The 15,118-nt window shown below is 56.6% G+C and carries 16 protein-coding genes; 10 read left to right on the top strand and 6 right to left on the bottom strand.

Annotated elements, in window-relative coordinates:
- The first annotated feature begins 97 nt into the window (after window positions 1–97).
- The 4 genes from ACFSW5_RS04435 (at window position 98) to ACFSW5_RS04420 (ending at window position 3,805) form a co-directional block, all read left to right on the top strand.
- Window positions 98–1,426 carry an extracellular solute-binding protein gene (locus ACFSW5_RS04435; RefSeq protein WP_379270200.1) on the top strand — a complete coding sequence of 443 codons (1,329 nt, stop codon included), beginning with the start codon at window positions 98–100 and terminating at the stop codon, window positions 1,424–1,426.
- A 53-nt stretch (window positions 1,427–1,479) separates the two neighbouring features.
- Entirely contained in the window at window positions 1,480–2,358 is an 879-nt protein-coding gene (locus tag ACFSW5_RS04430) for a carbohydrate ABC transporter permease (protein ID WP_379270199.1), read from the top strand.
- 2 nt (window positions 2,359–2,360) lie between these two features.
- Window positions 2,361–3,245 (top strand): carbohydrate ABC transporter permease, encoded by an 885-nt coding sequence (locus ACFSW5_RS04425; RefSeq protein WP_379270202.1) that lies wholly within the window; start codon window positions 2,361–2,363, stop codon window positions 3,243–3,245.
- Between the two features lie 89 nt (window positions 3,246–3,334).
- Window positions 3,335–3,805, top strand: a complete 471-nt coding sequence (locus ACFSW5_RS04420; RefSeq protein ID WP_379270198.1) for a GNAT family N-acetyltransferase — start codon at window positions 3,335–3,337, stop codon at window positions 3,803–3,805.
- A gap of 116 nt (window positions 3,806–3,921) precedes the next feature.
- On the opposite strand, the gene ACFSW5_RS04415 is transcribed toward ACFSW5_RS04420, so the two are convergent.
- The 5 genes from ACFSW5_RS04415 to ACFSW5_RS04395 all read right to left on the bottom strand — a co-directional run bounded on the left by ACFSW5_RS04415 (window position 3,922) and on the right by ACFSW5_RS04395 (window position 9,347).
- Window positions 3,922–4,614 (bottom strand): YqaA family protein, encoded by a 693-nt coding sequence (locus tag ACFSW5_RS04415; RefSeq protein WP_379270197.1) that lies wholly within the window; start codon window positions 4,612–4,614, stop codon window positions 3,922–3,924.
- A gap of 213 nt (window positions 4,615–4,827) precedes the next feature.
- Complete coding sequence (locus ACFSW5_RS04410; protein WP_379270196.1) at window positions 4,828–6,198, bottom strand: TolC family protein; 1,371 nt, start codon at window positions 6,196–6,198, stop codon at window positions 4,828–4,830.
- Between the two features lie 35 nt (window positions 6,199–6,233).
- The gene (locus ACFSW5_RS04405) at window positions 6,234–7,445 is read right to left on the bottom strand and encodes an ABC transporter permease (protein ID WP_379270195.1); all 1,212 of its coding nucleotides are present in this window, start codon (window positions 7,443–7,445) and stop codon (window positions 6,234–6,236) included.
- Between the two features lies 1 nt (window position 7,446).
- Entirely contained in the window at window positions 7,447–8,727 is a 1,281-nt protein-coding gene (locus ACFSW5_RS04400; protein WP_379270194.1) for an HlyD family secretion protein, read from the bottom strand.
- A 17-nt stretch (window positions 8,728–8,744) separates the two neighbouring features.
- Window positions 8,745–9,347: a TetR/AcrR family transcriptional regulator gene (locus ACFSW5_RS04395; protein ID WP_379270193.1), complete on the bottom strand. Its 603-nt coding sequence runs from the start codon at window positions 9,345–9,347 to the stop codon at window positions 8,745–8,747.
- 249 nt (window positions 9,348–9,596) lie between these two features.
- On the opposite strand from ACFSW5_RS04395, the gene ACFSW5_RS04390 reads away from it, so the two are divergent.
- Window positions 9,597–9,800: a PspC domain-containing protein gene (locus ACFSW5_RS04390; RefSeq protein WP_379270192.1), complete on the top strand. Its 204-nt coding sequence runs from the start codon at window positions 9,597–9,599 to the stop codon at window positions 9,798–9,800.
- 43 nt (window positions 9,801–9,843) lie between these two features.
- On the top strand, window positions 9,844–10,494 hold the full coding sequence (locus ACFSW5_RS04385; protein WP_379270191.1) for a PspA/IM30 family protein: 651 nt from the start codon (window positions 9,844–9,846) through the stop codon (window positions 10,492–10,494).
- An 85-nt stretch (window positions 10,495–10,579) separates the two neighbouring features.
- On the opposite strand, the gene ACFSW5_RS04380 is transcribed toward ACFSW5_RS04385, so the two are convergent.
- The gene (locus ACFSW5_RS04380; protein ID WP_379270190.1) at window positions 10,580–11,344 is read right to left on the bottom strand and encodes a hypothetical protein; all 765 of its coding nucleotides are present in this window, start codon (window positions 11,342–11,344) and stop codon (window positions 10,580–10,582) included.
- 358 nt (window positions 11,345–11,702) lie between these two features.
- Between ACFSW5_RS04380 and ACFSW5_RS04375 the strand changes: the two genes are divergently transcribed.
- From ACFSW5_RS04375 to ACFSW5_RS04360, 4 genes are all read left to right on the top strand, one after another.
- Window positions 11,703–12,881 (top strand): LolA family protein, encoded by a 1,179-nt coding sequence (locus ACFSW5_RS04375; RefSeq protein ID WP_379270189.1) that lies wholly within the window; start codon window positions 11,703–11,705, stop codon window positions 12,879–12,881.
- 143 nt (window positions 12,882–13,024) lie between these two features.
- On the top strand, window positions 13,025–14,212 hold the full coding sequence (gene alr / locus ACFSW5_RS04370; protein WP_379270188.1) for an alanine racemase: 1,188 nt from the start codon (window positions 13,025–13,027) through the stop codon (window positions 14,210–14,212).
- A gap of 227 nt (window positions 14,213–14,439) precedes the next feature.
- Window positions 14,440–14,721, top strand: a complete 282-nt coding sequence (locus tag ACFSW5_RS04365; RefSeq protein WP_379270187.1) for a CopG family ribbon-helix-helix protein — start codon at window positions 14,440–14,442, stop codon at window positions 14,719–14,721.
- Between the two features lie 3 nt (window positions 14,722–14,724).
- A complete protein-coding gene (locus ACFSW5_RS04360) occupies window positions 14,725–15,075 on the top strand; it encodes a type II toxin-antitoxin system PemK/MazF family toxin (protein ID WP_379270186.1) in 351 nt (116 codons plus the stop codon).
- Window positions 15,076–15,118: the final 43 nt, after the last annotated feature.

Raw genomic sequence — 15,118 nt, 5'->3', positions numbered from 1 at the left:
CGAAAATTCTACTTTAATACGGTAAATCGATAAAATTTGTGTCTACTATCTTGACAGAGGTCCACTTTTAAAAAACCGACATGGGGGGATTCGGAAGATGAAACGATTATTTAAGCTTGGGTCCGCGTTGCTGTTGATTTCCGTTCTGCTGGCCGCGTGCGGCGGAGGCGGCGGGAACGCCGGCGAAGGAAGCGGAGGGGAGCAAAGCGGAGAGAAAGTAAAGCTGACCGTCTGGCATAATTTCGCCGGCGACGACTTGCGTGCAAAGACCGTGCGGAACATCATCGAGAAGTTCGGGCAGGATCATCCGGAAATCGAGCTGGACGCGCAGGCGATTCCGGTCGACGGCTACCGCCAGCGGCTGAGCACCGTTGCCGCGGCGAACGAAATGCCGGACGTATTCCTCGTTTATGCCGGCAGCCAGTCCCAAGAGTTTTACGACGCGGGCTTGCTGCAGCCGATTACGGAGCTCGGCGAGCAGTATCCGGAGTGGAAAAACAACTTCATGGAAGGCGCGTTTGATCCGTTCGAGTTTGAGGAAGGGCAGTTTTATTCCGCGCCGCTCGCCATGTCGGCGACATCGTTCTTATACTATAACAGCGATCTGTTCGAAAAACATAACGTCAAGGTGCCGGCGACCTGGGACGAGCTGATGGCGGCGATCAAGACGTTCAACGACAACGGCATTACGCCGATCGCGCTTGGCAACAAGGCGCCGTGGGTAGCCCAATCGACGATTCTCGGCTCGATTGCGGACCGCGTGACGGGCACGGAGTGGTTCAAGAAAGCGGCGGCGCAGGACGGCGCAAGCTTCACCGATCCGGAGTTTGTCGAAGCGCTGGGTTATTTCAAGCAGCTTTCCGACGCCAAAGCGTTCCAGGAAGGGGCCAACAGCATCGACAATACGCAAGCGGAGCAATACTTCATTCAAGGCAACGCGGCGATGATGATCAGCGGCGCATGGACGCTGACGAATCTGGCGGCTTCGGCCACGGAAGAGCAGATGGAGCCGATCGACGTGACGGTTCTCCCGAGCATTCCGAACGGCAAAGGCGAAGCGAACACGATCACGGGCGGCGCCGGCGCGGGTCTTGCGCTAAGCGCAAAAGCGGAAGGGGCGGTCAAAGATGCGGCTCTGCAGCTGATTTACGCGGTTAGCGGACCGGACGCCCAGAAGGCGATTGCGGAAAGCAACTCGATGATCATGTATAAAGCGGAAGTCGACGAGTCCAAAGTGACGTCCTTGTATTACAAAGCGTTTAACCTGGCGCAGACGGTAGGCATTACGCCGGTTTACGACGCGTATCTGTCCGCCGAAGCGGCAGAGGTGATCAACAACGGCCTTCAGGAAATTATGATGGGCGGCGATCCGGCGGCCGTGGGGAAGAAGCTGCAAGAGGCGCAAGCCCGTTCCAAAGCGGAATAACGCATCCCGCCGGCCGCATCAACAATCGCGGATAGAATAAAAGGAGGGTCGCCATGCCTGCCGCATTACGCAGCAAAAGCTTTATCGCCCTGGCTTTGTTACCGGCCTTGCTTTTGTTTGTCTCGTTTGTCATCGTGCCTTTGTTCTGGTCGATGTATTACGGATTTTTCGAATGGAAAGGACTTGGAGCGGCGAAATTTATCGGGCTTGCCAACTATGAGGAAATGCTTCGCGACCCCGTCTTCTGGCGCGCGCTCAAAAACAACCTGATTCTTGTGGCGTCTTCGATTACCGGGCAAGTTCCGATCGCGCTCCTTCTGGCGCTGCTGCTGCTTCGCAACACGATGTTCGCGCGGATTATCCGTTCGGCCGTGTTCATGCCGATGGTGCTGTCGACCGTCGTGATCGGCCTCATCTGGGGTTATATTTACCATCCGCAATTCGGCCTTGCGAACGCGGCCCTGGAGCTGCTTGGGCTGGAATCGTGGACAAGAGCGTGGCTGTCGAACCCGAAGGTGAACATGTACGCCGTGTCGATCCCGATCAACTGGAGCAATATCGGTCCGTATTTGATTATTTTCATTGCCGCGCTGCAGAACATTTCGCCGGAAATTCACGACGCGGCCAGGATTGACGGGGCGACCGGCGCCCGCAAGCTGTTCTCCGTCACCCTTCCGATGATATGGAGCACGGTGGTCGTGACGATCGTGCTCTGCATCTCGGGCAGCCTGAAGGCGTTCGACCACGTCATCGTCATGACGGGCGGCGGGCCGGCGCAATCGACCGAGCTGCTCGCTACGTATATGTACAATAATACGTTCGACGTTTACCGGTACGGCTACGGCTCGGCCGTCTCGACCATGATTATCGTGATCAGCGCCGTTCTCATCGGCATCAATCAGTTGATTACGAAACGGGGAGGACGCGCATGAGCATGAACAAAACGATGGCGGATGCCGGGGCTTTCAAGCTCCGGCAAACCGCCGGCAAGCCGTTATGGCGCAAAGGGTTGTCCGGCGGGCTGAAGACGCTCCTGCTCCTGTACGCCGCGCTGACGCTTTATCCGCTTTATTGGCTTTTTATTAGCGCCTTCAAGACGAACCGGGACTTCTTCGACAATCCTTACGGGCTGCCGGCCGCGTGGAAGGCGGACAACATCGCGAGAGCCTGGGAGCTTGGGCAGATGGGAAGAGCGATGTTCAATTCGGCCGTCGTGACGATATCCTCGGTGCTGCTGACGCTCTTGCTCGGCACGCTGGCCGCGTACGTGCTTTCCCGGTTTACGTTCCGCTTTAAGTCGATCGTGACGGGGATTTTCCTGCTCGGCATGCTTATTCCGATCCACAGCACGCTCGTTCCGCTTTTTATTACGATGAACAAGATCGGCATGCTGGATACGTATGCGTCGCTTATATTGCCTTACGCGGCATTCGAGCTGCCGGTCGCCATCTTTCTGACGATGGCCTACATGGCTTCCATTCCGCGCGAAATCGAAGAAGCGGCGATGATCGACGGCAACGGCTGGTGGGGCATCTTCGGCAGAATAATTGCCCCGCTTTGCCTTCCCGTCCTTGCGACGGTTACGATTATGGCTTTCCTGCGGTTTTGGAACGACTTTTCTTTTGCGCTCGTCTTCATCAACTCGCAGGAGCTGAAGACGCTGCCGCTTAGCCTGTCGCTGTTCTCGGACGGCTTCGGCACCGATTACAGCTTGACGATGGGCGCAATGGCCGTCGCGGTTATTCCGACAATCGTCATCTACCTTATTTTCCAGGAGCAGATAATGAGAGGCATGGTATCCGGCTCCGTCAAAGGTTAACGAATCGCCGGGATTGCCCCAAGGATTTCGGGGCTTTCGCGGCGAATAAGCTGAGGGGAACGAAATTTAAGCCGCGAGGAGAGATCGAGATGAGCGATATGCTTGTGCCGCTTTACAAGCTGCCGGATCATTCGGCGTTCATGCGTCAACTGCAGGACAGCGATATTGAAATCAGGAGACCGATCGCGCCCGAGAAGCACAAGGTGCTGGAATGGGTGCGGGAGCACTTCAGCGAAGGCTGGGTCAGCGAATGCGACGTCGCGTTCTCGCGGGTTCCGGTTAGCGCTTTTATCGCTTTGGAGAAAGGCGAGCTGATCGGCTTCGGCTGTTACGACGTCACTTGCCGAGGCTTCTTCGGCCCGACCGGCGTCGGGGAGCAAGCGCGGGGCAAAGGCGCGGGCAAAGGGCTGCTGCTGGCCTGCCTTGACGCTATGCGCCGCGAGGGTTACGGCTACGCCATTATCGGCGGAGCGGGGCCTAAAGATTTCTACCAGAAGACGGCGGGAGCCATCGAGATTCCCGACTCCGTTCCGGGCATTTATAAAGGAATGCTGAAATAACGCAAAAACAACGGCCTTCGCCCCGGCGAAGGCCGCAGCAATAGAAAGCCCTCCGCCGGCTGCGAAGAACAGACCGGAGCGGAGGGCTTTCTCTTTCATTTGCTCTTATTGCCGCCTTATGCTTCCTGCCGAAACGGTTCGTCCTTTGACAGGGGCAGCGGAGTCGTTTTCGCTTGTTCCATAGCGCTTTCGCCTGTGGAGGCGGGAATGCTTTCCGCCGTTTCTGCCGCTTCCGCCTCTTTCGCCGCGCGTTTCTTGCGCGATCGGGCGCGGAGGAAGAGGAACAAGGCGACAAGCGGAACACCGATGAGCAGCATATACTTCGAGACGTCGCCGACCATATGCTCGGCTGCCTGTCCGTAGAAGTAAAATAACGCCCCCACGACGTAAAACTTGGCCGCGCGCCCGACCGCCGCGTACAGCATAAGCCGCCAGAGCGGGAAGTGAAGCGCGCCTGACAGAATCGTAAACACTTTGAACGGAATCGGCGTAAAGGAGCCGATCAGAATGGCCGCTTCGCCGTTTTTTTGAAACATGCCCGTTGCCGAATCGACCCAGCTTTTTTTCAGCCACTTATAAAGAACTTTGTCGCCAAGCGTTTTGCCGATCCAGTAGCCGACCGGGGTGCCGAGCAGACAGCCGATAAAGCCGACGGTCGCGAGCCAAAGCGCCGACGACGGATTCAGCAGGCTAAGCGGAATTTGCAGAAATAAGGCGGGCACGGGAAATATAATGGCGTCGATCATTGCATGCACAAACAAGCCCCAAGGACCAAAACTCATTAAAAAATCGATAAATTGCCGAATCATACGAGCAGGCACAACCTTCCTTGGCCAAGCTGAAACGACTTTAGTCGTCCAACGCTACGGACGGTTCGTTTCGGCGAGAAATATAAGCCTTAGTATAAATGCTATCTTTATCGCTTTGCTTATATTTCACAAAGACCCATTCATCATACGTAGGGAAGTGCCGCTCCGTTTCAAAAAAATATTCCGAGGCTGTACGATGCCGTCCGGATTCGGCTAGTTAAGCTGGATGAAGCCGCGTTCCATCGCTTCGACCTGCTTCGTTTGGACGAATGCCTGCAGCTTTGCGACCGCGGTCTCCGTGTCGTTCTGCTTAAGCTGGAGCTCGTATTTCGTCAAATCGTGCTTGGAGATGAAGCCGCCGTTGTAACGAAGCTTCATCTTCTCATATTCGGCCAGCCCTTCCTTGCCGGAGCGAACCTTGGAGGCGTAGTTCAGATAAGCGTTGTCGGCCGACGTATAAACGGCGTCGATTTGCTTGCTTAGATCCGCCTTCGCCTGCTCGGCTTGCTGGCGGGCGATTTCCACGTTAACGGCCAAATATTTTCTGCCCGCGCTGTTTTGGGTCGAGGTATGCTTCTGTTCCCACTCCGCTTGAGCGATGTCGTTGTACAGCCGCTTCATTTCGAAGGATGCGGCTAGCAGCGTTTCGGTATCGGTCCGCTTAGCGGCGGCGGGCACCTCGAACTCGATGTCCTTCAGCGCCAGGTCCGGGTTATAGGCGATGCCGAGGTCGAACGAAAGCTGGGCAAGTCCAAGCAGATAATTGTTCCGCAGCGTTTGGAGCTGCTCATCCTGCGCGGCGGAAGCTTCCTTCAGATCGTCGATGTCGTCCCCGGACGCAAGACCGGCGGCCTGCAGCTTGAGGGCTCGGCTAAGGTCGCTCGCCAGAACGGCCGAATATTCCTCGGCCAAAGCGATTTGCTGCCGCTGGGCCAGCAGCTGGGCGTATTGAGCGGTCATCTTCAGCGCGATGCCTTCTTTCGCTTCCGCTTGGTCCAGCTCCGTGTTCCACTTGTCGTTCTCCATTTGCTTGGCCGCGACTTCGGCTTGATTGCGCTGCGACGCGATCAGCTCGTTCATGCCGTCCGCCATCGTTACCATGCCGGCCATAAGCTGGTTGGTCACTTTATTGTTTTCGGTGACGGGACCCAGCCAGAGCAGATCGGACGGGTTATCCCCGGTAATGCCGTATTTCGACATGATCTCTCCGGGGCTGCCGGGCAGGAAATACGGATCGGTGTCGGTCGTTTCCATATCCTCCGCTTGGGAAGAAAGGTCTTTTTGCTTCGCATCGAGCGCCTCGTATTTCAGCTGCAGCAGCAGCAGGTTCGTCGAATTGCCGGTTGCGAGGCTCAATGCGGTGTCCAGATCGAGCTCGGATACTTGCTCCAATTGGCCGCCGGCGACGAAGCTCGGATCGAGCGGCTCGGATGCGGTTGCCGGGGCGGCGTCCGCGCTTGCCGCGGCGTATTGCGCCCCCGCAGGCAGCCCGGCGCCAGTCAGCACAATAGCGGCTGCCGCCGCAAATGCGATTGTTTTATTTTTCCGTTCATTTCCGAAAAGCTTCGATAGTGGTTTTTTCATGGGATGATACCAGCCTTTCTTCTATAAATCTTTCCTTACATCGATACCGGGTTCGACGGCGATTGGGCGGCTGCCGGCTGAATGTCTCCCGACGCTTCGGATTTGGCTCTGAAGGCAAGAAACCGCGTATACAGAAACGCCGCCAGGAACGAAGCGGAGCCGATAATGCCAAGCGCGGCGCAGTCTTGGACGATGGCCGACAAGCCGTGTCCTTTCAAATAAACGTCGCGGATTCCTTCCAGGAAGTAGGTAAGGGGCAGCATATGGCCGATCGTCACCAAGGCGTCCGGCATCGCGTCGAACGGCCAGGAATAGCCGGACAATACGAAGGACGGCAAGGCGATGAGCATTGCGTTCTGGGTCGCGCTTACGCGGTCCTTGGCCGTCAGGCTGACCAAGTAGCCGAGTCCGGCGACGGCATAGGAGAACAACAGCGCCAGCAGCACGAGCGCCCCGATGCTTCCGCGCAGAGACAAGCCGAATATGCGGGTCATCAGGAGCGCGGCGACGATCGTGTTGAACGTGCCGATCACGAAGTACGGGAACGTCTTTGCGAACGCAAGGCGCCACGGCTGAAGCTTCCACGCTCCGAGGCTTTCCCAGCTTCCCGCCTCCTTCTCCCGCGACACGGTAAGGCCGATGCCGAGAAACAATACCTGCTGCAGCGCGACGCCGACCATGCCGTTGACCAGAAAATCGCTGTAGTCGAACGTCGGGTTGTACAGGACGCGGTAGCTGAACGGAATCGTCGAGAACGTCGCCGTTATTTCGTCCTCCTGCTGGCCGCTCATGAGCAGCTTTTGCGTCGAGACGCCGTAGCTGAACGTCGAAATGACCTCGTTTGCGCCTTTGACGACCGTATTGGCGATCATCATGTTGCTGCCGTCGATGAGCGTCATGACGGACGAAGGGGTTCCGGCTTTAACGCTGGCCTCAAGTCCGCTTGGAATGATGACCCCGGCTTTCGCTTCGCCTTCGTCGATGGCCCGCTTGACGTCCGCTTCGCTGTAGACTTCGCGCTCGACGCGCAGCGATTGGCTTGCGTCCAGCGCCTGAACGATTTCCCGGCTGAGCTTGCTTTGATCCTGATCGAACAGGACGGTCGCCACGTCCGTCACTTTATGGTGGCTGTACACCGAGCCGAAGAGCAGCGTGTACAGGGCCGGGATCAGGAACAGAATCGCAAACACCTTTTTATCCTTGAAAATGTACCGCCATTCGTTGGCGAGAACCTCTCTTATGTTCATGTCACTCACCCGATTCCGCTGTGCCGTACCACTCCACCGTCATGCCGGCGATGGCGGTTTCCGGCAGCTCGAGGAATTCGACCTTGACCCCGAACGATACGATATCCAGATCGCCTTGGTTCTGGGACGCCTTCTGCGTCGCGTACGAAGCGGCTTTGGCGATCGTTTTCACTTGGGCTTTCGCCATTTCGCCGGTGGAGCTTACCTTGACGGTTACTTCGTCGCCGACCTTCAGCCCTGCGATTTCCGTCTCCGGCAAAAAGAACTTCGCCGTTTTTTTCGCTGCCGACTTCTCAATCGTAAACACCGGGTAACCGGCGCCGACGATTTCCCCCAGCTCGGCCGAACGGCTGAGCACGACGCCGTCGGCCGTCGCGACCAGCTTCGTATAGCCGAGATACGTCTCGGCTTCCTTCTTGGCCGCTTCGGCTTGCGCCTTGCCGGCTTTTGCCGCGCTGAGCGCGCCTTCGGCCTGGGTCACCGCCGCATCGGCCGCGGCTACGTCGCCTTCCTTAATGGCGACTTGCTGCCGGTTCGCTTGGGCCAGCGCCAGAGCGGCTTTCGCTTGCGCCACTTGCGCTTCGGCCGCTTCGATCTCTTCCTGCCGCGCGCCTTCCTGCACGAGCTTGTATTGCTGCTCCGCGGCTTCGTATTTCGCTTTGGCGTCCAGGTACGACAGCTTCGCTTTGTCGACCTCGGTTTGGCTGACGAGCCCCTCCTTGAGCAGTCCTTGCAGCTGATTGTACGAGTTTTCGGCGATTTCGAACGCTTCCTTCGCCGCGTCTCTTTGAATTTCCGCCTGCTTCTTCTCTTCGGGGCGGGCGCCGCTCTTCAGGGCGCTCACTTGGGCTTCGGCGGCTTCAACGGCGGCTTCGGCCTGCGCGATTTGCTTCTCGACCGTCTCTTTGGTCAGGCCGACGGCATCCTCGCCTTGCCCTTTTTTCGCTTCAGCGGCGGAGACGGCGGCTTCGGCCTGCTCGATCTGGCCTTCGATGCCGGAGAGCGCCGCTTCGGCTTGATCGACCTTCGCTTGCAGCTCGTCGCTTTGGAGGGTGGCGAGCACGTCGCCTTTTTTGACGGCGCTGCCTTCTTCGACGAGCAGGGAGGCGATGCGCCCTCCGACTTTAAAGCTTGCGCTGTATTGCTCCGCTTCGATGGAAGCGGTCGGATGATTGCGGTTGTCCGCGCTTTGCGTGAACGCCTGGTTCGTGTTCAAGAGCACCACGCCGCAGGCGATCAGCGCGGCGAATACGATATACACGACGGATCTTTGCCATTTCATAGACGTCTAACCTCTTTCTATTTGATCTGGATAGATGGGTCCGCGGTTGCCGGGGGGACCAGCCCGTGGAGAATATACCGCTCAAGCAGCGCGGACGACTGCTCGTTCGTCAGCCTCGGGCCATGGTTTTCCCAATCGATGACAAGCGCGACGTACAGCTTAAGCAGCGCATAAGAAGTGACCTCCGTCTCGACCGGGCGAATGAGTCCGGTTTCGATTCCTTTCTGCAGCTTCAAGCTGATATAGCTGAGCAGCCCGGTTTCGATTTGGGCGAGGGCGCCGGCCGACGGCTCCGTGCCGAATTGCGACGCTTCCTGCGTCAGCTTCGCCAGCATCGCGTGCTCCTTGCGGAACATCAGGCAGTTGAAAAGCGCGTTATGCAGCTTTTCCGCCAGCGTCGTCCCCGACTTCAACGACTGCTCCGCCAGTGCGATCATTTCGCCGACGAGCTGGCCGACGATTTCCCGCAAAATATCTTCCTTCGATTCGAAATAAAGATATACCGTTCCTTTGCCGATGCCGGCCAGCCTGGCAACCTGCCCGATCGTCGTTCCCTTGTAGCCGTACAGGGCGAACGACCGTTTGCAGGCCTCGATAATTTTTGCTTTTTTGTCTTGCATTTCAACCCCGCTTTTCGAAAAAATGACCAAAAATCCAATTTGGTTCTGTAGTTCTGAAGGTATCATCTTCCAAAGAAAATAGCAACAAAAAATTTAGATTAGCGCTTTCATGAGCGCATCCCCGTCGTCAGCCCGAACCTTTCCTCGCCTAAAGGCCAGTACGTTTCATGGACCGCGGACCGTTACGGCGGCTCGCCGTCCATACTACAATGAAGTCATAGATTAGTACTCGAAAGGGACGATGAAAAAATGAAAAAATTGTTCAGGTCGATGGATGACAGCAAAATTACGGGTTTATGCGGAGGAATCGGGCAATGGCTGGGTATCGATTCCAACATCGTGCGGATCATGGTCGTCCTCCTGATGTTCTTCAGCTTCGGAACGGTGCTGCTTGCTTACTTCCTGTTGTCGCTGTTCGTGCCGAAAGCGCCGTACGCCGGTGACTGGAATTAAAGCTTGTGCAAGGCCATAACTCAAAAAGAGGAGAGATACTAGAATGAGCATATTGAAACGCGTAGTGACGATGACGAAGGCTGCCGCCAACGAAATGTTGGACAAGATGGAAAACCCGGTTATGATGATGAACCAGTACTTAAGGGACTTGGAGGAGGAAATCGCCCAAGCGGAGCAAGGCGCCGCCCGGCAGCAGGCCCAGGCGCGGTATTTGGAAGCGAAGCGGGAGGAGCAAAGCCGGCAGGCGCATTATTACGAAGAGAAGGCGCTGCAAGCCGCGGCGGAGAACCGCGAAGCGGAAGCGCGCACCGCTCTGGAAGCGAAGCTGCTGTACGAGCAGCAGGCCGAGGAAAGCGCAAAGCTGATCGAGCTGGCGAAGCAAGCGGCGCTTGAGCTGTCGCAGCGGGCGGATTCGCTCAAGGAAGAGCGGACGCGGCTGCAGGAGAAACGGACGGAGCTGGCCGCTCGTGCGAGCAAGGCGGCATTCGTTCCCGGCTCGCAGGCGCCGGATGCGCTGCACGGCAGCTCGGCGGTTAAAGGCTTCGAGCGTATCGAGCAGAAGATCATGGAGTGGGAAGCGGCGCGCGAATTGGCGAAGCCGACTGCCGGAGGCGCTCCGTCGGCGTCCGCCGTCCGCAGCGAACGGGTGGAAGAGGAATTGAAGCGTTTGATGAAAAAAGCTTCCAACGGCTAAGATGGATTTCGTCTAACGTCAAAGAAAAAACCGACTTGCGCGGGCCGCAAGTCGGTTTTTTCTGTTTTGCGCCTATGAACCGGAATTAGCGAACGAGAACCGTTTCCACGATCGTATCTCCGACGGTTTGCCATTCGTCCATCTGTTCCTTTAGACAGTTGAAGCTGACAATGGCCAATTGGTCGTCAATCGTCGTATACACCATATGGTTGTAAATTTGGCTGCCGTCGGCTCCTTCGGACAGGAAGGAAATATGGCCGGCCTTGCGGCCTTCCAGCTCGATTACGCCATCCTCATACCATTCGGCGGCGGTAGGTTCGATCGTCGTTTTCATCTGCGCCGTGAAAGCTTCCAGATCCTCTTGCGTCATTTCGGTCCCCGTGTCGCTGGCCGCGACGTTAATCGTGCCGTCTTCATTCGTGTACACTTCCTGAGGCGGGTTGCCGCTCGGGTATTTGACTGCTTTCATCTCCTCGCTCATCAAGGCGAACGATTCCGGTACGAGAATGACGGCTTTATCGGACATGATATTCGTTTTTTTCAACGCCGCTTTTTCTTTCAGGGAAGCGATGGCTTCCGCTTGCTTGTCCGTTTCTTCCGCAGCCGGAGCCGAAGCGCTTGCTTCCTCCGCTTGCGGCGAAGCCGATTCGGCGGCAGCCGGAGCCGAAGCGCTTGTTACCTCTGCTTGCGGCGAAGCCGATTCGGCGGCAGCCGGAGCCGAAGCGCTTGCTTCTTCCGCCTGCGGCGAAGCCGATTCGGCGGCAGCGGGCGCCTTTTCCGCGCCGTTCTGCGAACATCCGGCCGATACAATAAGGATGAGCCCCGCCATGCATGCAATTAACTTTTTCAATCCAAACCTCTCCCTTTTCAATGCTGTGAATGATTTATGGAAATATTTCCTTTACGGACTATCGGTGGAAACAACTTGAAACGTTAGCCGTTACGGATTTTTTTCGCTGAAACGGTGCTTTTCGCCTATTCATTTCCAAATGAAAATGTTTCCAAAATGTTACCAAAGACCTACTAAAGCTGTATTTAAAACGGAAACGCGTTGCCTCGGCAGAGCGGAGAATAGAAGCGGTAGGCTTGTCCGTATTCGGGCCCGTAATTTTAACCGGTCAAGCCGATGCCAGTCCGCATAAATGGCCAAGTCCCCTCATAGACATGTACAAGTTGAAAAAACATTGTACAAGAGGGGATGATTACTCATGCGTCGCATCACATGGACCGCGGCATTTATACTCGCTTTATCGCTTATTCTCGCCGCATGCGGAAGCAAGGACGCCGACTCTGTCGTGAAGGAGCTGGACAAGGTCGTCAACAGCATGGAAAGCTATCAGGCGAGCGGAACGATGAAGCTGCATACCGGCACGCAGCCGCTCACCTATAACGTCGAGGTTTCGTATTTGAAACCGACGTATTACCGCATTAAACTGACTAACGCGGAGAAGGACATTACCCAGATCGTACTCCGCAACGACGAAGGCGTGTTCGTGCTGACGCCGCGACTTAACAAAGTGTTCCGCTTCCAAAGCGATTGGCCGCAAAGCTCCGGCCAGGTTTATTTGTACCAAACGCTTGCCCAGAGCATCCTCGTGGACAATTCGCGCCAATTTACGATCGACGAGAAGCAAGACGCCTACGTGTTCGACGTCATGGCCAACTATAACGTCGGGTCCTTCGCCCGCCAAAAAATTTGGCTGAACAAGTCCGACTATCGTCCGGTTCACGTTGAAGTGAGCGATACGAACGCGGCCCTGATGGTAGAAGTCAATTTCGACAAGTTTGACTTCGGCGCCAAGTTCGACAGCAGCGATTTCGATACGGAAGCGAACATGAAGTCGTCCGCTTCTCCGGAGAGCGGTACGTCCGACGCGCCTTCCGCAAGCCCGGCGGCGGAGGAAGACAAGCCGAACGCGCAGACGGAAGAGGAAACCGACGCTTCCGCGAAGCCGGAAGGCGACCGTTCGTCGGACGCTTCGGCGGAAGATCCGTCCAAGGATGCCGCGGAGGATACGGCGGCGGACGCCGGCGACGAGGCGGCGGTCGTATTCGTGCCGATGCTGCCGGAATATACGCCGGACAACGTCGAGCAAAAAGATATGGTCGATATCGTTTACGGCGGCAATCCGGGCGTCATGACGATGTATACGGGCGATTACGACTATACGCTCATTCAGACGCAGCCGAAAGACGTCGCCGCGACTGTCGATTCGGGCACTCCTGTCGAGCTCGGTTTTACGCTGGGTCAGATTAGCGGAATGGATCAGCGAACGCTCACGTGGACATACGAAGGTAATTTGTTCCGGCTTACGAGCGAAACGCTGCCCGAATCCGAAATGATCAAGATCGCGCAGTCGGTGCAGGGAGAAGCCGGCAAACCTTAAGCCTCCTTTTTTTCCAGCAGGTGCTAGCTCCGACGGGCGGCCAATTCATTGACAGCCTATGCCGTAGCGTTTAACATTAAAGCTATTGGTGTTTGCAGATCGGAATGGATTGGCTGCCATAAGAAGGAGAAGGTGACGAGAGGTTGGAATCGTATTATCGCCCCACGCGGGCCGAAATATCGCTTGATGCGTTAAGAAGCAACCTGGAGGCGTACCGCCGGGCATTGCCGAAGGAGACGCGCATGCTTGCTTCCGTCAAGGCCAACGCCTACGGGCACGGCGCGGTCGAAATCGCCAAGGAAGCGGAAGCGTTCGGCATCGACTATCTCGGCGTCGCTTTCCTGGACGAAGCGCTCCAGCTTAGAGGCGCCGGAATCCGGGCGCCTATTCTCGTTCTCGGCTTCGTGCCCGCGGACGGGCTTGAGCTCGCGCGGGATCTTGACATTACGATAACATTGTTTAGGGAAGATATATTGGAGGCGATCGAAGCTCTTCCGCCGCATGCGGAAGGAAAGCGGCTGAAGGCCCATATCAAGGTCGACACCGGGATGGGCCGTCTTGGCCTGCTCGGCGCCGGCGAAGCGGCCGCCTTCATCGGCCGTGCGATGCGGGTGCCGGGCCTTGAGCTTGAAGGCATGTTCACGCATTACGCCCGCGCGGACGAGGCGGACAAAAGCTATACGGAGCTTCAATACCGCCGCTTCGGCGAAGTCGTCAAGCATTTGGAGAGCCGCGGCGTCCGCCTGCCGCTTATCCATGCGGCGAACAGCGCGGCGGGCATCGATACCCCGGAGTGGGCGTGCGGCATGGTGCGAATCGGCATCGGCATGTACGGCTTGTACCCTTCGGAGGAAGTGAACCGAACGCGAATCGCGCTGGAGCCCGTTTTGTCGCTGAAAACCGAAACCGTCATGGTCAAGAACGTGCCGGAAGGCTGGGGCATCAGCTACGGCACGCGATATTTCGCGAAGGACGGAGAGCGGATCGGGACGCTGCCGATCGGATACGCGGACGGCTTCAGCCGGATGCTTACCGGCAAAGCCCATGCGCTCGTCCGCGGGGTGAAGGTGCCGGTTAGAGGCACGATCTGCATGGATCAATGCATGATCGGCCTGGACGATGCCGGCAGCCCGGATTCGCCCGTCGGGTGCGGGGAAGAGGTCGTGCTGATCGGCCGTCAGGGCGACGCCGTCATTACGGCGGACGAAGTGGCCGCCCAGCTCGGTACGATCCATTACGAAGTGACCTGCATGCTGAACGCCCGCGTCCCGCGGGTATATAAGCGCAGCGGGCAGATTGCAATCGTCCGCAACCCGATCGTTCGGCCTTAACGTTTAAGCGGAAAATAATAACATGAATCATTTCATTTTCGGCAAGAGGATTTTCGCGTTCGTTACCGAAAAATTATAGTGTAGCTTTCGGACGGGGCGGGCAACTTGCGCGTCCGCGTGCAGCATAATTGATATACGCGGCACATAGATATGTTGAAGTATAGACCCGGCTTGATTAAGTCATAATGTAACTATTAGGTTGGAAAAGTTTTGGAGGTGCTTGTTCGGTGGCCAATATGCACAATACGAAGAGGATAATGATTAGCTTACCGGATCAATTGCTGGAAGAGGTTGATGGAATCGTCGCGAAGGAAAATTCCAACCGGAGCGAGTTTATTCGTCAGGCGATGAAGCTGTATCTGGTGGAACGCAAGAAGCGGCAAATTCGCGAATCGATGCAGCGAGGGTATCTGGAGATGGCTAAAATCAACCTGAACATGGCCTCGGAAGCATTTCAAGCGGAGGAAGAGGCTGACCATACGCTCGGTCGCCTCGTAAGCGGGGTGTAGATCTTGATCGTTAAACGCGGCGATGTGTTTTTTGCGGATTTGTCTCCGGTCGTCGGATCGGAGCAAGGAGGCGTAAGACCAGTGCTTGTCATTCAGAACGATATCGGCAACCGGTTCAGTCCGACCGTTATTGTGGCAGCCATTACCGCTCAAATTCAAAAGGCGAAGCTGCCCACGCATGTCGAGATGGACGCCGCCACACACGGCTTTGACAGGGATTCTGTCGTTTTGCTCGAACAGATCCGAACCATTGACAAGCAGCGTCTGACGGACAAAATTACACATTTGGACCACGAGACGATGCGCAAGGTTGACGAAGCTCTGCAAATTAGCGTAGGATTAATCGATTTTTGACCGGACCCTGCATCGAGCGGGCTTTAAGCAGATTGTTTTTACC

This window comes from Paenibacillus thailandensis (genome assembly GCF_042685365.1).
GTDB classification, from domain to species: domain Bacteria; phylum Bacillota; class Bacilli; order Paenibacillales; family Paenibacillaceae; genus Paenibacillus_AP; species Paenibacillus_AP thailandensis.
This window is presented reverse-complemented; position numbering and strand designations above follow the sequence as displayed.